Source organism: Pseudomonas sp. NFACC13-1 (assembly GCF_900104425.1).
In the GTDB taxonomy this organism is placed as follows: Bacteria; Pseudomonadota; Gammaproteobacteria; order Pseudomonadales; family Pseudomonadaceae; genus Aquipseudomonas; species Aquipseudomonas fluorescens_AA.
Genome location: NZ_FMXV01000017.1, coordinates 107,608 through 127,687 on the forward strand (window position 1 = coordinate 107,608; position 20,080 = coordinate 127,687).

General features: G+C 63.0%; 19 protein-coding genes. 17 read left to right on the forward strand and 2 right to left on the reverse strand.

Features of this window, described 5'->3' with window-relative positions:
- Positions 1-156 precede the first annotated feature (156 nt).
- The 4 genes from BLQ55_RS20390 (at position 157) to BLQ55_RS20405 (ending at position 5,878) form a co-directional block, all read left to right on the forward strand.
- Positions 157-1,605: an APC family permease gene (locus tag BLQ55_RS20390; RefSeq protein ID WP_092256384.1), complete on the forward strand. Its 1,449-nt coding sequence runs from the start codon at positions 157-159 to the stop codon at positions 1,603-1,605.
- 82 nt (positions 1,606-1,687) lie between these two features.
- A complete protein-coding gene (locus BLQ55_RS20395; RefSeq protein ID WP_092256386.1) occupies positions 1,688-3,109 on the forward strand; it encodes an aldehyde dehydrogenase family protein in 1,422 nt (473 codons plus the stop codon).
- A gap of 11 nt (positions 3,110-3,120) precedes the next feature.
- Positions 3,121-4,470, forward strand: a complete 1,350-nt coding sequence (locus tag BLQ55_RS20400; protein WP_092203607.1) for an aminotransferase class III-fold pyridoxal phosphate-dependent enzyme — start codon at positions 3,121-3,123, stop codon at positions 4,468-4,470.
- A gap of 82 nt (positions 4,471-4,552) precedes the next feature.
- Entirely contained in the window at positions 4,553-5,878 is a 1,326-nt protein-coding gene (locus BLQ55_RS20405) for an alginate export family protein (RefSeq protein WP_092256389.1), read from the forward strand.
- Positions 5,879-6,092: 214 nt separating this feature from the next.
- Here the strand turns inward: BLQ55_RS20405 and BLQ55_RS20410 are convergent, their stop codons facing one another.
- Positions 6,093-6,845 (reverse strand): IclR family transcriptional regulator, encoded by a 753-nt coding sequence (locus BLQ55_RS20410; protein WP_092256394.1) that lies wholly within the window; start codon positions 6,843-6,845, stop codon positions 6,093-6,095.
- A 274-nt stretch (positions 6,846-7,119) separates the two neighbouring features.
- Here BLQ55_RS20410 and BLQ55_RS20415 point away from each other — a divergent pair, with 274 nt between their 5' ends.
- The 10 genes from BLQ55_RS20415 to BLQ55_RS20460 all read left to right on the forward strand — a co-directional run bounded on the left by BLQ55_RS20415 (position 7,120) and on the right by BLQ55_RS20460 (position 17,499).
- Entirely contained in the window at positions 7,120-8,661 is a 1,542-nt protein-coding gene (locus BLQ55_RS20415) for an acetolactate synthase large subunit (protein ID WP_092256396.1), read from the forward strand.
- A 10-nt stretch (positions 8,662-8,671) separates the two neighbouring features.
- Positions 8,672-10,162 carry an aldehyde dehydrogenase family protein gene (locus BLQ55_RS20420; protein WP_092256398.1) on the forward strand — a complete coding sequence of 497 codons (1,491 nt, stop codon included), beginning with the start codon at positions 8,672-8,674 and terminating at the stop codon, positions 10,160-10,162.
- 26 nt (positions 10,163-10,188) lie between these two features.
- Entirely contained in the window at positions 10,189-10,983 is a 795-nt protein-coding gene (locus tag BLQ55_RS20425; protein ID WP_060742718.1) for an SDR family NAD(P)-dependent oxidoreductase, read from the forward strand.
- 12 nt (positions 10,984-10,995) lie between these two features.
- Positions 10,996-12,036 carry a VPS10 domain-containing protein gene (locus BLQ55_RS20430; protein WP_092256401.1) on the forward strand — a complete coding sequence of 347 codons (1,041 nt, stop codon included), beginning with the start codon at positions 10,996-10,998 and terminating at the stop codon, positions 12,034-12,036.
- A gap of 11 nt (positions 12,037-12,047) precedes the next feature.
- Positions 12,048-12,497, forward strand: a complete 450-nt coding sequence (locus tag BLQ55_RS20435; RefSeq protein ID WP_060742716.1) for a VOC family protein — start codon at positions 12,048-12,050, stop codon at positions 12,495-12,497.
- Between the two features lie 13 nt (positions 12,498-12,510).
- Positions 12,511-13,113, forward strand: coding sequence for an amino acid synthesis family protein (locus BLQ55_RS20440; protein ID WP_092256404.1), 603 nt, complete (start codon positions 12,511-12,513; stop codon positions 13,111-13,113).
- Between the two features lie 26 nt (positions 13,114-13,139).
- On the forward strand, positions 13,140-14,003 hold the full coding sequence (locus BLQ55_RS20445) for an alpha/beta fold hydrolase (RefSeq protein WP_092256406.1): 864 nt from the start codon (positions 13,140-13,142) through the stop codon (positions 14,001-14,003).
- A 2-nt stretch (positions 14,004-14,005) separates the two neighbouring features.
- On the forward strand, positions 14,006-15,613 hold the full coding sequence (locus tag BLQ55_RS20450; protein ID WP_092256408.1) for a bifunctional 3-(3-hydroxy-phenyl)propionate/3-hydroxycinnamic acid hydroxylase: 1,608 nt from the start codon (positions 14,006-14,008) through the stop codon (positions 15,611-15,613).
- Positions 15,610-16,371 (forward strand): 2-keto-4-pentenoate hydratase, encoded by a 762-nt coding sequence (locus BLQ55_RS20455; protein ID WP_092203625.1) that lies wholly within the window; start codon positions 15,610-15,612, stop codon positions 16,369-16,371. The genes BLQ55_RS20450 and BLQ55_RS20455 overlap by 4 nt, the downstream gene beginning before the upstream one ends.
- Positions 16,372-16,557: 186 nt before the next feature.
- A complete protein-coding gene (locus BLQ55_RS20460; protein ID WP_092256454.1) occupies positions 16,558-17,499 on the forward strand; it encodes a helix-turn-helix domain-containing protein in 942 nt (313 codons plus the stop codon).
- Between the two features lie 117 nt (positions 17,500-17,616).
- Here BLQ55_RS20460 and BLQ55_RS32585 read toward each other — a convergent pair whose 3' ends face one another.
- Complete coding sequence (locus BLQ55_RS32585) at positions 17,617-17,739, reverse strand: hypothetical protein (RefSeq protein WP_256326622.1); 123 nt, start codon at positions 17,737-17,739, stop codon at positions 17,617-17,619.
- Between BLQ55_RS32585 and BLQ55_RS20465 the strand changes: the two genes are divergently transcribed.
- From BLQ55_RS20465 to BLQ55_RS20475, 3 genes are all read left to right on the forward strand, one after another.
- The gene (locus tag BLQ55_RS20465; RefSeq protein WP_092256410.1) at positions 17,738-18,406 is read left to right on the forward strand and encodes a GntR family transcriptional regulator; all 669 of its coding nucleotides are present in this window, start codon (positions 17,738-17,740) and stop codon (positions 18,404-18,406) included. The two genes, BLQ55_RS32585 and BLQ55_RS20465, sit on opposite strands and share 2 nt — an antisense overlap.
- 76 nt (positions 18,407-18,482) lie before the next feature.
- A complete protein-coding gene (locus tag BLQ55_RS20470; protein WP_092203627.1) occupies positions 18,483-19,289 on the forward strand; it encodes an ABC transporter substrate-binding protein in 807 nt (268 codons plus the stop codon).
- Between the two features lie 12 nt (positions 19,290-19,301).
- Entirely contained in the window at positions 19,302-20,078 is a 777-nt protein-coding gene (locus BLQ55_RS20475; RefSeq protein WP_060742708.1) for an amino acid ABC transporter permease, read from the forward strand.
- The last annotated feature ends 2 nt before the right edge of the window (positions 20,079-20,080 follow it).

The window sequence follows — 20,080 nt, forward strand, 5'->3', positions numbered from 1 at the left end:
CCGCCTCGGATGCTGCCGTTTTGGGATAGCGAAGGGTTTTGGCAAGGGCCTAGCATCGAATCCAGCGTGCAAGCAGAACAATAAGCTTTTGGACGTCGGCGAAACTGGCCGTCTCCGATCCAGCAACAACTGCCTCATACAATAAGGTCAAGAACAATGAGTGTATCTTTCCCGATCAGCAGCTCGACGGAGTTGAAGCGCGGCGCCCTGGGCGTCGGCTTCATCATCTTCTTTGTGATTTCGGCGGCGAGCCCCTTGAGCGTCATCGCCGGCGGTTTCCCCATCGGCATCATGCTGGGCAACGGCGCGGGTACGCCAGCGTTGCTGCTCCTGGCGCTGTTGGTGTTGCTGGCCTTCTCGGCGGGCTACACGGCCATGTCCCGGCACGTGACCAACGCCGGTGGTTTCTATGCCTTCACCTCTCGCGGTTTGGGTGGCCTGGCCGGTGGCGCGGCGGGGGTGTTGGCGATGTTCGCCTACAACATTCTCCAGGTCGGGCTGTACGGCATGTTCGGCGGCGTGGTCAGCGGCACGATGGCCAGTGTCTTTGGCCTGGATTTGCCGTGGTGGACGTATTCGCTCCTGGCGATGGCGAGCGTCGCGATTCTCGGTTATCGCAAGATCGACCTGTCGGCCCGGGTGCTGTCGGTGGTGGTCATTGCCGAGTACCTGGCGATCCTGACGCTGGATTTCGCCATCCTCAAGACCGGCGGCGACAGCGGTATCAATCTCGATTCGTTCGATCGCAGCCATGTGTTCAGCGGCACGCCGTCCATCGGCTTGCTGTTCTGCTTCGCGGCGTTCATCGGCTTCGAGGCCACCACCATCTACGGCGAGGAGGCCAGGAACCCGCACCGTACGATTCCCATCGCCACCTACAGCTCGGTGCTGTTGATCGGTGGTTTCTATGCCCTGTCGGTCTGGGCGATGGTGGTTGGCGTAGGCGCGGACAAGATCGTACCGACCTTGCAGGCGCTCCAGGATCCCACCACGTTCATCTATGGCATGTCCGATCACTTTGTCGGCCCGCACCTGACCCAGGTCATCCGTGTGCTGTTCATGGTCAGCATCTACGCCGGCCTGCTGGCGTTCCACAACGCCGCGGCGCGTTACTTCTATGCCATCGGGCGTGACGGTTTGCTGCACAGCCGGTTGGGCACCACCCACCGCGTGCATCAGAGTCCGCACATGGGCTCGGTCCTGCAGAGCCTGATCGCAGCGGTGGTGGTGCTGATCTTCGCCGCGCTGGACGCCGATCCGATCCTGCAATTGTTCGCCTGGTTCTCCAACCTGGCCACGTTGTGCGTGATCTTGCTCATGGCCCTGACCTCGGCGGCGGTATGGGCCTATTTCCGCTCGCACCCGGAGTTGAAGCTGGGGCTCTGGCGCGGTCGGATTCTTCCGGGTTTCTCGTGCCTGGCATTGCTGGCGGTCCTGGTCCTTGCAGTGATGCATTTCGACGTGCTGACCGGCGCCAGTCAGCTGTTGTCCTACGGCCTTTGCGCCGTCATTCCCGTCGCGCTGATTGTCGGCGTGTTCCTCGCCGCCCGATTGCGCAAGTGCTCGCCGGAGCGGTTCATGGCGTTGGGCAGCCACAAGCTCTAGGGCGCCACGCGACCACGTCAAACCACACAAAAAACTGCGCTGTCGTTCGGGACGGTCCGGCAGCGCGTGAAAGGAAGATGCTATGCACGATTATCAAATGCTCATCGATGGGGCCCGGGTCGACGGCGAAAACGGCCACTTCGATGTGCTCAATCCGGCGACCGGCACCGTGTTCGCCCGTTGCGCGGCCGGTTCCCTGGCCCAGTTGGACCTTGCCGTCGAAGCGGCGCAGTCGGCCTTTATCGAGTGGCGATACAGCAGCCATGAAGATCGCCGCCAGCGCCTGCTGAGCATCGCGGCGGACATCGAGCAGGACGCCGAGTCGTTGGCCCGGCTGATTGTCCTGGAGCAGGGCAAGCCGCTGGAACTGGCGTTCTCCGAAGTGATGGGCGCGGTGGCCTGGACGCGTTACGCCGCCGAACAACAGATCCCTGTGGAGTTGGTGGAGGAGACCCCGAGCCAGCGTATTGAATTGCACCGCAAGCCGTTGGGCGTCGTCGCATCGATCACGCCCTGGAACTGGCCATTCATGATCGCCGTCTGGCACATCATGCCGGCGTTGCGGGCCGGCAACTGCGTGATCAGCAAACCGTCGAGCCTGACCCCTCTGAGCACGTTGCGCCTGGTGGAGATCATCGCGCGGCATGTCCCTCGGGGCGTGATCAATAGCGTGACCGGCGAACAAGGTTTCGGCAGTGCGATCACTGCCCACGCCGGCATCCAGAAGATCGTCTTCACCGGCTCGACCGCCACCGGCCAAAGCGTGATGCGCGGCGCCGCGGGCAACCTCAAGCGCCTGACCCTGGAGCTGGGCGGTAACGATGCCGCCATCGTGCTGCCCGGCACGCCGGTCGAGGCAGTGGCCGAAGACATTTTTCAGGCGGCCTTCCTCAACATGGGACAGACCTGCGCCGCCCTCAAGCGTCTGTACATCCACCAATCCCAGTACGAGGCCTTTGCCGAGGCCCTGGCCGTTATCGCCAGGCGCCAGGTGGTGGGTGATGGCCTGGCGCCTGGGGTGACGTTTGGCCCGGTGCAGAACCTCGAACAGCTGACGCTGGTTGAGGAACTGGTGGCGGACGCCCGTGCCCAGGGCTCGCGGGTGTTGTGCGGCGGTGCCCGTCTGGACCGCCCGGGCTTTTTCTATCCGCCGACGCTGGTCGCCGATGTGACCGACGGACAGCGCCTGGTGGACGAGGAACAGTTCGGTCCGGTGTTGCCCATGATCGCCTATCAGGATGTCGAGGATGTCCTGCGCCGCGCCAATGCCGGCGACATGGGCCTGGGCGGGTCGGTCTGGGGCAGCGACAGCGAGCAGGCACAGGCATTGGCCAGTCGCTTGGAATGTGGCATGGCCTGGGTCAATTGCCATGCGCAGATCCAGCCGAACACGCCGTTTGGTGGCAGCAAGATGTCCGGGTTCGGCGTCGAGTTCGGCCTTGAAGGGCTGCTGGAGTTTACCGGCCAGCAGCTGTTGTACGTACGCAAGCGTGAAACAGAGTGAGGACTGAAACCATGTACGAGCACTACAAGACAGCACAGAAAAAGTTCTGGCACCCGATGAGTTCTTCGGCGCCAGCCAACCGCTCCAAGACCTTGATCATCGCCCGTGGCGACGGCAACTACATCACCGATATCGAGGGCCATCGCATGCTCGATGGTGTGGGCGGCCTCTGGAACGTGAACGTGGGCCATAACCGGCCTTCGGTGAAGGCGGCCATCGCCGCGCAACTGGACGAACTGGCTTATTACCAGACCTTCGACGGCATCGCCCATCCGCGGGTGTTCGACCTGGCCGAGCGGCTGACGTCGATGTTCGCCCAGGAAAACATGGCGCGGGTGCTGTTCAGTTCCGGCGGTTCCGATGCGGTCGAGACGGCCCTGAAAATGGCCCGCCAATACTGGATCGCCAGCGGCGAGCCAGGGCGCACGCGTTTCCTGTCGTTGCGCAATGGCTACCATGGCGTGCACGTGGGCGGCACCTCCGTGGGCGGCAACGGGGTCTATCACTACAACCACGGGCCACTGTTGGCCGGCTGTCATCTGCTCGATACGCCGTGGCTGTACCGCAACCCATGGGACTGCCGCGATCCGGAGGAGTTGACCGTTCACTGCATTCGTCAGTTGGAAGACCAGATCGCGCTGCTGGGTCCGCAGACCATTGCCGCGTTGGTCGCCGAGCCGGTGCAAGGTGCCGGTGGCGTGATCGTGCCGCCGGCGCATTACTGGAAGAGGCTGCGTGAAGTCTGTGATCGCCACGGCATCTTGTTGATCGCTGATGAAGTGGTCACGGGGTTCGGCCGCACCGGCTGCATGCTCGGCAGCCGGGGCTGGGGCGTCGCGCCCGATGTGCTGTGCCTGGCCAAGGGCATCACCGCCGGCTACATCCCCATGGGTGCGACGGTGTTCAACCAGCGTATCGCCGATGCCATCGAGAACGGTCCGGGTTTCAGCAGCGTGATCATGCATGGCTACACCTACAGCGGTCACCCGACGGCGTGTGCGGCGGCCCTGGCGGTGCTGGACATCGTCGAAGCCGAGGACTTGCCGGGCAATGCCGGGAAAGTCGGTGCCCAATTGCTGGAGCAACTGCAGCCGCTGACCGAGCGTTATGCGGTGGTGGGCGAAGTGCGCGGCAAGGGCTTGATGATCGCCGTGGACCTGGTGGCGGACAAGGTCACCCGCGAGCCGCTGGACCCGGCCAACGGCCTGGCCTCGCGCATCGCCGAGCAGGCGCGCCGCGCCGGCGTACTGGTGCGCCCGATAGGCAACAAAATCGTGATGTCGCCACCGCTGACCCTCACCTCCGACGAGGCCGCCATGATGGTCGCTGCGTTGGACGGCGCGCTCGCCGATTGCCGCTAGCCCGGCCCGCCGGCGCAGCGTGCTGCGCCGGCTCCTGAATATAAAGACAGCCTTCAAAGGCGCACCACAAGGAGCTCCCGCCATGCGGAACCTGTCGCGTATGGAATTTTTCGGCAGTGGCCTTGCCTGTACGCTGGCGCTCTGCGCCGCGAGTCAGGTCCAGGCCTATGCGTTGTATGCCGATGACGACACTCACCTCAACGCCGACATGCTGGCGGTGTTCGGCCACTTCAACAGTCGCAAGAACTACGACGGCAGGCCTGGCGGTTCAACTTGGCGCGAAGGCTTCATCAAGTATGGCGTCAGCGGCGACCAGGGCCTGGCCGGCCATGGCAGCGCCTACGGTGCGTTCAGCCTGGTCAGCTCTGCCACCTGGGGCGATGGCGACGCGGCCGGCAATACACTGGGCAGCGAGCGCACCACGAAGATCGAAGACGCTTACCTGGGCTGGCGCTCCGCCGATCTGTTTCCTTTGCTGGGGCAGGACGGTGTCGATATCTCCGGCGGCCGCCAGGTGGTCAAGCTGGGCAGGGGGTTCTTGATCAACGATGACGGGCCGAACCTGGGCAAAGGGCCTGCCGATGGGCGCTTGAATCGCGGGGGTGCCTATTACCTGGCCGCCCGGCACGCCTTCGACCAGACCGCCGTATTGCGTCTGGGCGGGCAGGAGGGGTTGCATGGCAGTGCGGTCTGGCTCAAGTCCGACAACCGTGCCCAGGCCGAAACCGAACTGGCCGCTGGCACGCTGGACTACACCGCCAAGGCCGGGACATTGGGCTTGACCTGGATCCATGGCCTGGATGTGAGCGACCAGTGGGCCAGCGCTTTCCAGAAGCAACGCGAGGGCATGGATGTCTACAGCATTCGTGGTGAAGGCGACGCGGGCATCGAGAACGCCAGCCTGGCATTCGAATACGCCTGGCAGGACAAGGACGCGGGCCCGCAGAACGCTTGGTACGCCGAGGCCGGCTACACCTTTGCCGATCTCGCCTGGGCACCCAAGCTGACGTACCGCTACACCCGCTATTCGCAGAAGTGGGATTCGCTGTTCACCGGGCAAAGCACGGGTTATGGCACGTGGTTCCAGGGTGAGGTCGCGGGCAATTATGCCGGGCCCTTCAACAGCAACACGGGCATTCATCATGTCGGCCTGACAGCCACGCCGTTGGAGAACCTGACCCTCGGTGCGTTGTACTTCGATTACAACACCGTACGTAAAGACAACGCCCTGAACCTGGATGCCCGTGAGCTGGATGTGTATGCCGAGTGGGCCGTCAACGAGCATCTGATCGTCACACCGCTGATCGGCCTCTACAAGCCGGATCGGGATGCGACGACGGGGGGCAATCAAGTGACGGGCAATGGCACCAATGTGTACAGCCAGGTGACAGTGGCCGTGCCGTTCTGAGGCAGGAGTTGTTCGATAAACCCTGTGGGAGCGAGCTTGCTCGCGATGACGGCGGCCCAATCAACATCCATCTCAACTGATCCACCGCAATCGCGAGCAAGCTCGCTCCCACAGGGAATTTGGGGGAATTCAAATCCTGCGGTCATCCCGAAAATCGGCCCAGAGCGGTTAGCTCCCTCGCCGTAGGGCACTGGTATGGCTGCACCTCCGGTTTCTAGCCGACGGCGGGCAGGGTATGCATCCGCTCGGCAATCCGCCGGGTGGTGTCCATCACCATTTCAACCACGGTTTCCTGGCGCAGCAGTTTGAAGCTGTGGGTGCTGCCCACGGCCGAAAGGCTGCCCACCACCTCGTCGAGCTCCGGGTTGACGATCGGCGCGGCGATACCGGTGAGGCCCAGGTTGAGTTCGTCGTGGGTCATGCAATAGCCATCCTTGCGGATTTTTTTCGTGGCCTTGGAAAAGCTTGCCCAGTCATGGTCGCTGTCGGGGTCGTTGGCCAGGTGTTCTTCGAACAGGCGTTGCAGGCGCCGACCCTTCTGGAAGGCGATCAATACCTTGGATTGCGCACCGCGAAAAAACGGCAGTGGTTGGCCGCGGCCGAATGAGAACTGGTAGGTGTCACTGGGTTCGGCGATGTAGGTATTGATGATTCGGCCGTCGTAGAAAACGCTGGCGAACACCGCCAGGCCAGTGGCGTCGGACAGCTCGTGCATCAACTCGCGGCCTGCCACGAGGATCGGGTCGTACTGCCGCATCATCCAGTCCAGCTCAATGATGCGTGGCCCCAGGCCATAGCTGCCGGCATCCACCCGCACCAGCAGGCCGGCATCGCACAAGTCCTTGACGTAGCGGTACACGGTCGCCCGTGAGAGGCCCATGCGCTCGGCGATGGTCTCGGGGTCGATCTTCAATGTGGCCGGGCCGAAGAGGTCCAGCACACTCAGCATTTTGCTCAGACTGCTCATTTCGCTCCTAAAGGGGGGAATGGCGCGTAGGGGGTCGTTGGGTGAGCACTATAGGTAGCCGCGGCGCTGATGAAAAGCCCGCGCACTCGCTCAGGAGCGCGTCGCCACGGTAACTCAATGCTTGAGAAATACAAGCGGATTTTCAGTCGTTTGCCTTCGCAAAATATGCATTAATCTCAAAATATGATTTTAATGCAGAAAAATAGCTTGTTTTGTCGATTGTGCTGTGTGATAAATCTCAGCCACTGCAAACGCTCGATGAAGAGGGCTGGAAATGAATGGTGCGCAACTGATAGTGAAGGCGGCGGTGGCAAGCGGTATCGAATACTGCTTCGCCAATCCCGGAACGACTGAAATTCCCCTGGTGGCAGCCATGGCCAGCGCGCCAGCCCTCAAGCCGGTGTTGTCCTTGTTCGAAGGGGTATGCACCGGTGCGGCGGATGGCTACGGCCGGATTGCCGGCAAGCCGGCGATGACCCTGACTCACCTCGGCCCAGGCTTTGCCAATGGCATTGCCAACCTGCACAACGCACGTCGCGCCAACACCCCGATCGTCAACGTCATCGGCGATCACGCGTCCTGGCACGTCAATTACGATCCACCGCTGGCCAGTGACATCCAGGCGTTGGCCGGCAGCGTTTCCAAGTGGGTACGGACCTCGCGCACGGCGTTGGGCGTCGGTGAGGATTTCCAGGAGGCGGTGCGTGCCGCCTGGCAAGCCAACGGCCAGATCGCCAGCCTGATCCTGCCGATGGACCTGCAAGCCAACACCGTGCAGCACGAGAAAACCTTCACGGCATTGCAGGCTCCGGTCCGGCGTTTTGCCGGTGACCGGATCGAGGCGGTCGCCCAGGCACTGCGTGATGGTCGGCGCCTGGTGTTTATCATCGGCGACCAAGGCTTGTCCGTCGCCGGCCTGGAAGCGGCGGGGCGCCTGGCGCAACTGCCGGGCGTGCGCCTGTTCGCCGAAACCTTTCCGCGCCTGAGTTATCGCGGTGGTGGCCTGCCAGACCTGGATCGCCTGCCTTACTTCCCCGAAGTAGCCATCGAGATCCTTGACCAATACGACGCGGTGGTCTGCGCTGGCGTTCCCGAGCCCATCAGCTACTTCGGCTACGAAGGCATTGCCTCCCGGCTGGCAGAGCGTGAACGCCTGCTGTGTCTGGCCGAGGTGGGGGACGACGTTGCCGGGGCGCTCACTGCGCTGGCCGATGCGCTCGAGGCGCCGGCTTACGTGCCCACGCCAACCGGTATCGAACTGCCGCCCGGCGAAGCCGCGTTGACACCGCAGTCGGTGGGCCAGGTGCTGGCCGCATCGTTGCCGGACGACTGCATCGTTTCGGTGGAAGGCGGCACGTGCGGCTATCCGTTCTTCACCGCCTCGGCCCATGCCGCACGGCATCGGGTCCTGACCAACACCGGTGGGGCCATCGGCCAGGGCATCCCGGTGGGCTTTGGCGCCGCCATGGCCGAGCGTGGCAACAAGGTGTTCTGCCTGCAATCGGACGGCAGTGCCCAGTACACCATCCAGACCTTATGGAGCATCGCCCGCGAGCAACTGCCGGTGGTGATCCTGATCGCGGCCAACCACCGCTACGCCATCCTGCAGAACGAGTTGCGCCGCTTCGGCATGACCGAGCTGGGCCCCGAGGCCCTGAGCCTGACGGTACTGGACCGCCCACGCATCGATTGGAAAGCCCTGGCCAAGGGCTACGGCTTGCCGGCCAGCACTGTGCACACCAACGGTGAGTTGCAACGCGCCTTGGCCAACGCCAAGGCCGACGGTGGTCCTTGCCTGATCGAAATGGCGCTGTGAAGGAGCGGATATGAACCCGATTCAATTGTTACCTGCGGTCGAGAAGTTCCTGTCGCAACCGGGGCGTCTGTTTATCGGCGGCACTTGGCAGGACGCCGCCGATGGCCGCCGGTTTGCCGTGGAAAACCCGGCCACTGAACAGACCCTGGCTGAAGTCGCCGAAGGTGGCGAACACGACGTGGATGCCGCCGTCGCTGCCGCCCGCGCGGCCTTCACGGGGACCTGGGCGCAGCAGTCCCCGGCCCAGCGCGGGTTGCTGCTGTTTCGCCTGGCGGAACTGCTCGACCAGCACCGCGAAGAGCTGGCGCAACTGATCACCCTGGAAAACGGCAAGCCAATCGGCGCGGCCCGGGGCGAAGCGGCCAGCGCGGCCAATATCATTCGTTACTTCGCCGGTTGGCCGACCAAGATCGAAGGCAGCACGCTGCCGGTGTCGCCCTCCAGTGGCGCGCCGATGCTCAATTACACCTTGCGCGAGCCAGTGGGCGTCTGCGCATTGATCGTGCCGTGGAACTTCCCGCTGACCATGTGCGTGTGGAAGCTCGGCCCGGTGCTGGCGACCGGTTGTGTCGCGGTGCTCAAGCCCGCCGAGCAGACACCCCTGGTTGCCATTCGCCTGGTGCAGTTGATCGAGGCCGCCGGTTTCCCGGCCGGGGTGGTCAATCTGCTGACTGGCCTTGGCGCGCAGACCGGGGCACCGCTGGCCCGGCACCCGGACGTGGACAAGATCGCCTTCACCGGCTCGACCCAGGTGGGACGACTGATCGCCCAGGCGGCCACGGGCAACATGAAGAAGGTCTCCCTGGAACTGGGGGGCAAGTCCCCCAACATCATCCTGCCGGACGCCGACATCGTCCGGGCCGCCAAAGGCGCCGCCGATGGCATTTTCTACAACCAGGGCCAGGTTTGCACCGCCGGATCGCGTCTGTATGTGCACGCCAGCGTCCTCGACCAGGTGCTTGAAGAACTCCAGCGCCACGCGGCCGCCCATGTGCTGGGGCCAGGCCTGGATCCGGCCAGCAGCATGGGCCCGCTGGTTTCGGCCCGGCAATTGGGCACGGTGCGCGGCTACCTGCAACGGGGCCAGGAAGAGGGCGCCGAGCTGATCTGCGGCGGTGACCGGCCGGCCCACCTGGAACGCGGCCACTTCATCCGCCCCAGCGTGTTTCTCGACCGCGCCGAGCGCGCCTGTGTCGCCCGGGAAGAAATCTTCGGCCCGGTACTGACCGTCATGAGCTGGACCGACATCGATGAACTGGTGCTGCGCGCCAACGACTCGCCTTACGGCCTGGCGGCGGGTCTCTGGACCCGTGACTTGCGCTCCGCCCATCGCGTGGCGGCGCAGTTGAAGGCCGGCTCGGTGTGGATCAACTGCTGGAACGTCGTCGACCCGGCCTCGCCATTTGGCGGCTACAAGCAGTCCGGCTGGGGTCGGGAAATGGGTAAGAACGTGATCGATGCCTACACCGAAACCAAAAGTGTCTTCGTCGATCTGGCTTGAACCGAATAATCACAAGAGGAACTGCTATGGATCTGGAATTGCAAGGCCGCGTGGCGATCGTCACCGGCGGCGGTATGGGCATCGGCAAGGAAGTCGCGCGCTTTTTGTCCCAGGAGGGTTGCAAGGTGGTGATCTGTGCGCGGCGCATGGAGTTTCTCCAGCAAGCCGCCGAAGAAATCACCGCCGAGACCGGCAACGAAGTACTGCCGCTGTACTGTGACACCAACCAGATGTCGGCGGTGTCCGACATGGTCGAGGCGGCCCACAAGCACTTTGGCCGCATCGACATCCTGGTCAACGGCGCCGCGGCACCGTCCGGCGTGGTGCGCAACGACATCGAACATGCCGGCGACGACGAATTGCTTTCGGACCTCAACACCAAGGTGATCGGCTATTTCCGTTGCGCCAAGGCGGTGACCCCGCACATGAAGGCCGGTGGCTTCGGTCGCATCATCAACATCGGTGGCTTGACCGGGCGTGGCAGCAAGGTCCTCTCGGGCATGCGCAACCTGGCCATCGCCCACATGACCAAGACGCTCTCCGACCAACTGGGCCCTTCCGGCATCACCGTCAACCTGATCCACCCCGGTGTGGTCGACACCCCGCACATCCAGGAGCTGTACGAGCGCGAAGGGGTCAAGCAGGGCAAGACGCCTGAGCAGGTGGAGCAGGGCTACATCGACGCGACGCCGATCCGGCGCACCCTGGCGCCCATCGAAATGGGCTGGCTGATCGGTTTCCTCGCATCCCCCAAGGCAGGTGCCGTGACCGGGGAATCCATTGGCATCGACGGCGGCTTGACCCGTGGCATCTTCATTTGAGGAGCAGCAGTGATGAGTAACGGAACCCTTTTGGTCGCCACCGTAGGGCAAGCGGTGATCCGCAGCGCCGACGATGGCCGTACCTGGCATCGCCTGGGCCTGGGCCAGGACCTGGAATTCGATGCGATCACCCGATCCCTGAGTTTCCATCCGGGTACGCCCGAGGTGATCTACGCCGGCACCGACGTCGGTCTGTGCATCAGCCGCGATACCGGCGGCCATTGGCAGCGGGTGGATTCGCCGTTCAACGGGCAGACCGTCTGGAAGGTGGCGGTGGATCCCCAGGATGCACAGCGTATTTTCGTGGGCACCGGTGCGCCCTCGCGCGCCGTGCTATGGCGCACCCTCGACGGTGGCCAGCACTGGGACCGTGCTCCCGTGGAGATCCCGGAGTTCTGCGATGGCGTCAGTCGTCCACGCCTGCTGGCTTTCGCCTACGACCCGACGGACCGCAACCAGCTCTGGTTCGGCCTGGAAGAGGGCGGGCTGTTCCACAGCCGTGACGGTGGCGAGAGCTGGACCCGCGTCGATGATCGCTTGCTGTGGGACTTCAACTCGGACGTGCACAACATCGTGGTCCTGCCCAACCATGGGCAAAAGGTCATCGTCGTGGTGTGCGTCAACGCCGTTTACCGCAGCCTCGACGAGGGGCAGACCTGGACCGGCATCGTCGCCCGGGAAGCCTTCGGTCTGTATTACGTGCGCGCCATGAATGCACCGTTGAGCGGCGAGGATACGCTCTACCTGAGCATCTCCGACGGCACCCCGGGCACCACCAGCAAGGTCCTGGTTTCCCGGGATGCCGCCCTCGGTTGGGAAGTGCTGCCGCTGCCGCAACAACCCAACTCCTGTGTCTGGGCGATTGCCTTGAACCCTGCCGACCCGCGCCAGATCGTCGCCGGCACCAAGTACGGGCATCTGTTCACTTCCGAAAATGGCGGTGACGGCTGGCAGAAGCAGTGGCGTGAATTCAGTGAAATCGCTGATGTGCTCTGGACCCCCGCCGTGGCGCAAATCAAGTCCGGGCATCAATCCATCATCAAGAAAAACTGAGGTATCGCGCGATGAAAGTCGAAGTCGTTCGTACTCACCTGTCGTTGTTCGTGAGCGACCCGGAAGTGTCGGCCCGTTGGTACGCCGATGTGCTGGGCATGCATGAAAGCGCCCGGGGTGAAAGCTGGATCATGATGGCGTTTGGTGCCAAGCATCACGACATCGCATTGCTCCGCGCAGAGCCCGGCGCCCACCAGGGCGGCCTGGGGTTGCAGCACTACGGGCTGGAGATCGCGGGTGACATGACCACCCTGCGCAAGCTCTACGGCATGTTGCTGAACAAGGGCGTCGAGGTGGTGAAGATCACTGACCACGAGATCGGCAACGGCGTGTACTTCAACGACCCCGACGGCAATCGCATGGAGTTTTTCCTCGAGTCCGAACACGACGACGAGCGCGGCAAGGCCCGCTTCAAGGCCGCTGGGGCCCCCAGCCGGCATTTCGATCTCGACCCACTTTAAAGAGGCAAGTCTGATGAAAACCGCGAATTTCGCCAGTTACCACATCCGCAAATGGTACAGCTTCGTCGAGGAAACCCTGGCCAACGAAACCGGCCAGTTGGCCGATGGCGAGCCGCTGTTCAAGTACGCCATTGGGGCGGTGATCGCCAACCCTTACGCCGGACGTTTCAGCGAAAGCCTGGCCGAGTTGATAGAACCGTCACCCTTGCTCGGCCAGGAGTTTGGTCGGCGTATCCAAGCCTTGGCCGGCGAGCATGAGATTGTCAGTTACGGCAAGGCGTGCCTGGTGGGCAGCCAGGGCGAGTACGAGCACGGCAATGCGTTGCTGACCAATCCGGCGGCGGATCCGATCCGTGTCGCATTGGGCGGTGGCAAGTCCTGGGTGCCCTCCACCGGCAAGCGCGGCGGGCCTGGCGTGACCATCGACGTACCGCTGGCCCACAAGGACGCGCTGTATGTCCGCTCCCATTACGACAGCATTTCCCTGTCGTTCGGCGATGGTCCCTCGGCCGACGAGTTGATCATCATCTGGGCCTTCGCCACGCGCGGGCGTTTGCATGCACGCCTGGGTGGTCTGCGGGCCGCTGACGTCAAGGGCAATGACGGCCTGTATTGAGGTGCGCTGACGTGGGAAGCCAACGAATGTCTGCAAACAGCCAGTTCTTCACCAATCGTTCGGGGATGCGCCTGCACTACTTGTCGTGGGGCAATGCGTCAGGCATTCCCGTGTTGCTGCTGCATGGGCTGCGGGCCTATGCCCAGACCTGGGCGTCCCTGGCCAATGCGTTGGGCGAGCGATTCTGTTGCCATGCCCTGGACCAGCGCGGCCGTGGCGACAGCGACTGGGCAGAGGCTTCCAGCTACCGGACCGAAGCCTATGTCAGCGATCTGGAGGATTGGGTCAAGCACCTGGGGCTGGAGCGTTTCGTGCTGGTGGGGCATTCCCTCGGCGGCACCAATGCGCTGGAGTATGCCCGGCTCAATCCTGGACACCTGCAAGCCCTGGTGATCGAAGACATCGGCCCCGGCTCGTCGATCAGCGGCGACGGTGCCGAGCGCATCCGTCGCGAGATGAGCCAGACGCCCCTGTCGTTTCCCGACTGGGAAAGTGCCGCGCAGTTCTGGCGCCGCTCACGTCCCGGTCTGTCCGCCCAGGGGCTGGCGTCCAGGCTGACCCATTCGATGAAGGAAACCCCGGCAGGCATCGGCTGGCGCCATGATCAGGCCGGCATTGCCCAGGCGCGCCTGAGCATCACCCCGACCGACCTGTGGCCGGCGGTCCGGGCGCTGGATTGCCCGACGCTGTTCATCCGGGGCGCGCGCTCCGATTTTCTGCCCGAGGCGATCCTGGAGGCGATGAAGGAGGCCAATCCGCGCGTGCATACAGCGCAGATCGCCGACGCCAGCCATTATGTCCATGACGACCAGGAGGATACGTTCAACCGTGTCGTCATGGATTACTTGCACGACCAATGCCTACAACCACAACAACAAAGCGGTGAATAACGATGAAGCAGGAGAAAACCCGGGTTGTCATCGTGGGCGGCGGCCCGAACGGGATCACGGCCGCTCATTACATGGGGCTGTACGGTATCGACTGCATCGTCCTTGAATTGGCTGACGGCGTCCTGCCGTATCCCCGCGCGGTGGGCATGGATGACGAGGCGTTGCGGGTGTTGCAGGGCATCGGCATCGCCGAACTGGCCGCGCGGGACATGATCTGCAACGTGCCCCTGCGTTACTACAATGCGCGAGGCGTCTGTTTCGCCGAGGTCAAGCCGAGCACGGCGAACTATGGCTGGCCGATGCGCAACATCTTCATGCAACAGTTGCTGGAAACGACATTGCGCGAGCAGTTGGGCAAACACGCCAGTGTCGAGTTGCGCCAGGGCCATGAAATGCTTGACCTGGAGCAGGATGCCGAGGGCGTGACCTTGCAGGTGCGTGATGCCCGGGGCGAGCTCTATCAGTTGCAGGCGCAGTACGTGATCGGTGCCGATGGCGGACGCTCCAGCGTGCGCAAGAAACTCGGCATCGAACTGCTGGGGCTGACCCACCCGCGCAAATGGGTGGTGATCGATACGGCCAACGACACCCTCGATGCACCGTATACCGCCTTGCACGCCGACCCTCAGCGACCTTTCGTCTGCATCTACCTGCCGTATCAGCAACGGCGCTGGGAGTTCATGCTCTTGGAGGGCGAAGACGAAACCCGGATGTGCGAAGAGGCGACGATCCGGGACTTGATCCGTGGGCATATCGGCGACGCGGTCGACCAACTGGAAATCATCCGGATCCGCGCCTACACCCATAATTCCCGGGTCGCGGCGCGCTTTGTCCAGGGCCGTGTGGCATTGGTGGGGGATGCGGCGCATATTTCCCCGCCCTGGGCCGGGCAGGGGCTCAATTCGGGCTTGCGTGATGTCGCCAACGTCAGTTGGAAGCTCGCCGCGATTCTCCAAGGGCGGGCGTCGCCGAGGATCCTGGCCAGCTACGACCAGGAGCGCCGTGGGCATGCGACCGATCTCATCGCGTTGGCCGACAACATGGGCGCCGTCCTGGGGCTGACCAACCCGTTGATGGCGGGGGTGCGGGACTGGTTGTTCCAGGCCGTCAACAGCGTCGACAACCTGCGTTCGCACTTGCTGGAGTTCAAGTTCAAACCCAAGGCGACCATCACCAAGGGCCTGGTGTATCACGAGCGCGCCGAGCTGCATGAGGATGATCTGGTCGGGCAGTTGTTCATCCAGCCGTCCATCGAAGATGCCCAGGGCCAGCGCCGACGCCTGGACGAGGTGCTGGGGCATTCCTATGCGGTGCTGGGGTATCGGGTCGACCCGAGCGAACCGCTCAGCGAAGAAACCGCCGCCTGGTGGGCGCGCTGGGAGACGCGCTTCATCCAGATCAATCGCTCGCGCAGTGGCGTGGGGCGCAACCAACCCTTGTCTGCCTGCGGGGCCATTTGTGTCGAGGACGTCGATAACCGCCTCGGCGAATGGTTTGCCAAGGTGCGTGATTGTGTCGTGGTGGTGCGGCCGGATCGGTTCGTGGCCGCGATCACCACGCCCGAGCGGCTCGAGGGCGTGTTGCGCAAACTGGCGGAGCAACTCTCATGAGCCGTGAAGATCATCTGTTGGTCCGGCTTCACGATGCCGCGCAGGCCGTGCACGCCTTGCCTTCGTTGGAACCAGAGGCCGTCGACCTGCCGACAGGCTACACCTTGCAGCGCGAGGCGCTGCGCCGGCGCCAGGTCGGTGGCGAGCGCTTGACCGGATGGAAAGTGGCCTTCGCCGGCCGCGCCGCCCAGGACCGTTTCGGTATTGATGAGCCGGTATTGGGCGCGCTGACCGATGCCATGGTGGTGGAACCCGATCGTGGGGTGTCGCTTGCGCGGCTGATCCAGCCGAAGTTGGAAATCGAGCTGGCGTTTGTCCTGGGGCGTACGCTGGTGCCCGGTTTCTACAGCGACGAGGACATCCTCGCCGCCGTGTCCGACGTCGCGCCGGCGTTCGAAATTGCCGATTGCCGCTGGCAGGGCTGGCGTTTCGGCGTCGGCGCGTTTCTTGCCGACAATGCCGCTGCGGGGCTGTATTGCCTGGGCGCGCGGGTCAGGTTCCATCCCGAGCGATTGGCCCACCTGAACTATCGCCTGGCGTGCGATGGGGTGTCCTGTGGCGAGGGCAACGCCCAGGCGCGCGAGGACACCCCCCAGTCCAACCTGTGCTGGCTGGTGCGGCGTTTGCTGGCTGACGGGCAGTGCGTTGAAGCGGGCCAGGTGGTGCTGTCCGGCGCTTTGTTGGCACCGTTGGAGATCAAGGCCGCCGAGTATCGGTTGGACATGCTTGGCATGGAACTGGCTTTGGTTTTCCGGTAGGAGCTGCCGAAGGCTGCGATCTTTTGATCTTTTGATCTTTCGCTTGGGATTCAAGTGTCTGGGGGAAGATCGCAGCCTCGTTGCACTCGACAGCTCCTACACAGCTCCTACACAGTTCCTATGCAGTTTCTACGCAGCTTTACGTAGCATCAGGGTTAAGTGCAGGGCCACCGAGGACCAATGATCATGTTCGCCGAAGTCCGTACCTTCAATGATCCTCAGCAACACGCCGGTTCGATCCTGGGCTGGCAGCAAGTCTATGACCAGCTCGGGCGCGGATGTCTTTCCAGCGAGTTGCGCCAGGTGTGCGCCGAACGTTTCCAGATTTTCCAGGAGGTGCTGGATAAACGCGTGGTGCAGCACGGTTGCGCGCCAAAAGGGCGCTTGTGCATTGCCATGTCGCTGGGCGGTGCGCCGGTGGTCCAGGGGCACCAGGTGGGCGCTCAGAGCGTGGTGTTGTTGCGCGATGGCGAGGACTTCGTCTTGCACGCCCCGGAGGGCATGCATTTCTTCGCGGCCAATGTCGACACGGTGCGGTTCGCCAAGCTGGCGGCCTACGAACTGTCGAGCGAACAGCTCAAGCGTTTGAAAAACGTGTCTCAGGTCAGCGTGGATGAGGTGGTACTGCGCCGCGTGCAACAACGCATCCACCCACTGTTTCGTCGCCTGTTGGAACAGACGGACGCCGTCAATCCCGCCTCGGAAAAAGTCCTCGAAGACGTTCTGCTCAATGCCTTTCTCGACCTGTTCAGCCACGCCTCGGATGAGGTGCGTGGCCGACGCGGCAATTTTGCCGTCAGTGCCTACCTGGTCAAGCGTTGCCAGGAGTTGGTCGTCGCCAGTGCCGATGTGCCCTTGAGCATTCTCGACTTGTGCGAGCAATTGCGGGTCAGCCGCAGGACCCTGCAGAACAGCTTCCAGGCGGTGACCGGGATGCGCCCGGTGGAGTACCTGCGCAACCTGCGGCTCAATGCGGTGCGCCGCCGCTTGATCGCCACCCATGCGGCGGCGCAGAACGTCAGTGAGATCGCCGTGGAAATGGGGTTTTTCCACCTGAGCCATTTTGCGTTCCATTATCGGGCGCTGTTTGGCGAGTCACCTTCGGATACGCCCAGGGCGCCGGCCTGATGAGCCGCCGTTTGCGGTGTTACCGAAGCACCATCGCGCACTTATAAAGGGCAGCCTCTGAGCTGTTTGGTAGCACACGGCTGCAGCCCCGCCTGTGGCAGGGCTCACGGCAGCCAGTCACTTTTCCTCGGTAAATTCCTTCAAATCAAACGCTTGCATGATTGCGTGAGAAGTTGGCACGTATTCTGCCTTTTTGAATCCATGGATAATTGGATACAAAAATGCAGAAGGTGCTGCCATGCAATTTGCTCCGACATACGCTGAACGCCCGCCCATGACCGCCGAGGAGGAGGCCTACAACTTCTTGCTCGATGCCATTTGTGGTGGTCGGTTACGCAAGGGCGACCGGCTGATTGCCGAGGACATTGCCAACGAGATCGGCATGAGCCGGATGCCGGTGCGCGAGGCCTTTCGCCGTCTGGATGCCCAGGGCCTGGTGACCCTGCGACCCAATCGCGGGGCGGTTGTCAGTGGCTTGGACATCGATGAGTTGCACGAAGTCTTCGAAATGCGCAGCGCCCTGGAAGGCCTGGCGGTCCGTGTCGCGACCGCAAGAATTGGCGAGCGCCAGTTGGCCGCCTTGGAGCGCTTGCTGGACGAGATGGACGACTACCGCGAGGAAAGCGCCGAGTGGATCAGCCGCCATCGCGCCTTCCATGAATACCTGTGCAGCCTCAGCGGTCGTCCGCGATTGCTCAAGCAGATCAGCGCGCTTTATTCCCTGATCGAAGCGCCCATGCGCCTATGGCTGCAGCACGTGGAAAAACCCCTGAGTGCGCGTCAGGAGCACATGCTGATCCTCGATGCCCTGCGTGCGGGCGATGCCGAGAAGGCCGAGGCGGTGGTGCGTGGGCACATCGAAGGCACCGTTCCTGAATTGATCGAGTTCCTGCAATCGAAAAAATAACGAAAGCAGGCCCCGAGCCTGCCCGTGTTCTGACTTTGAGTACTGCCCGTTACCTACTGAACTGGAGTGTCTGGTCATGCATAAGCCTCGCCTGTTGGTTGCCGCTTTATCCTTGGGTTTCTGTGCGCAGTGGGCGGTTGCCGCGCCCGTTGTCCCGGAGCGTTTGCTCAAGGTCGACAAACTCGTCTACTGCTCAGGCATGGATTCGCCGCCGCTGGTGTCTTTTGACGAGGCGCAGAAACCCAAGGGATTGACCGTGGACCTGGGGCTGGAAATCGCCAGACGCCTGGGTGACAAGAAGGTGGAGTGGCGGGTCATTCCCTTTTCCGGATTGCTCCCCGCGTTGCTGGCCCGCCAGTGCGATATGATCGTCGATCAGCTGTTCGACAAGCCCGAGCGCCGCGAGGTGATCGACATCGTCAACTACATGTATTCCAGCCAGGCGGTGGTGGTGCCCAAGGGCAATCCGAAGGGCCTCAAGACACTGCCGGATCTCTCCGGGCACAAGGTCGCGGTGCTCAACGGTTCCACCATCAAGACCCTGCTCGACGCCGAGAACGAAACCCTGGCCAAGGCCGGCAAGCCGGCGATGAAGCTGGTGGTCTACAACACCGACACCGATGCCTTCCAGGCCCTGCGCATCAGCCAGGTCGACGCCTACGGTACCACCGTGGAAACCGCCGGTTACTACGCGGCCATGGCGCCTGACCTGTTCGAGGAAGGCGTGCCGGCCTTCAGCCGGATTCTCACCGGCCTGGGCATTCGCAAGGATGATCCGCAACTGACCGCCGCCGTGCAGCAGGTGATCGGCGATATGCGCAGCGATGGCAGCTACAGCCAACTGCTTGGCAAATGGCATGTCGCCAGTGACACACTTGATTGAGGTGAACCATCGATGAATTTCAATTGGGATGTGTTCTGGCAGTACCTGCTGCAGCCCAGTGGGGTGTACCTCACCGGGCTCTGGCTGACCTGCCTGATCAGTGTGCTGGCGATGCTGCTGGGCTGTGCCCTGGGGCTGGCCGCCGCGTTGCTGCGGTTGTCGAGCAACCCCTTGCTGCATTTGCCGGTGCGCTTTTACGTGTGGCTGATGCGCGGCACGCCGTTGCTGGTGCAGATCGTCTTTCTCTACACCGCGCTGGCCGCCGGCGGGATTTTCCGCTTCGAAGACATCGACCTGTTCGGCCTGGTGATCCCCGGCAATATCCAGGCGGCGATCATCGCCCTGGGCCTCAACGAGGGGGCCTACATGGCCGAGATCATCCGCGCCGGCATTGGCGCGGTGGACAAGGGCCAATACGAGGCCGGGCGTTCCCTGGGCATGACCTTCGCCAAATTGATGCGCCGTATTGTCCTGCCCCAGGCGTTCCGGGTCATCGTTCCGCCGCTGGGCAACGAGTTCAACGTGATGCTCAAGAACACCACGCTGGTCAGTGTGATCGGCGTCCAGGAACTGTTACTCAGTACCCAGATGGTCACGTCGGCGACGTTCCGAGTGTTCGAGCTGTACCTGGTGGTGGCGATCTATTTCCTGTTGCTGACCACGTTGTGGGGCTTTTTCCAGCGCTGGCTGGAGACTCGCTTCGGCCAATCGGATCGGCCTTCGTCGCCACCGCCGGCGTCGACGCGGATGTTCGGTCGCAGCACCCTGAACCTGCTGAGGGCACGTTAACC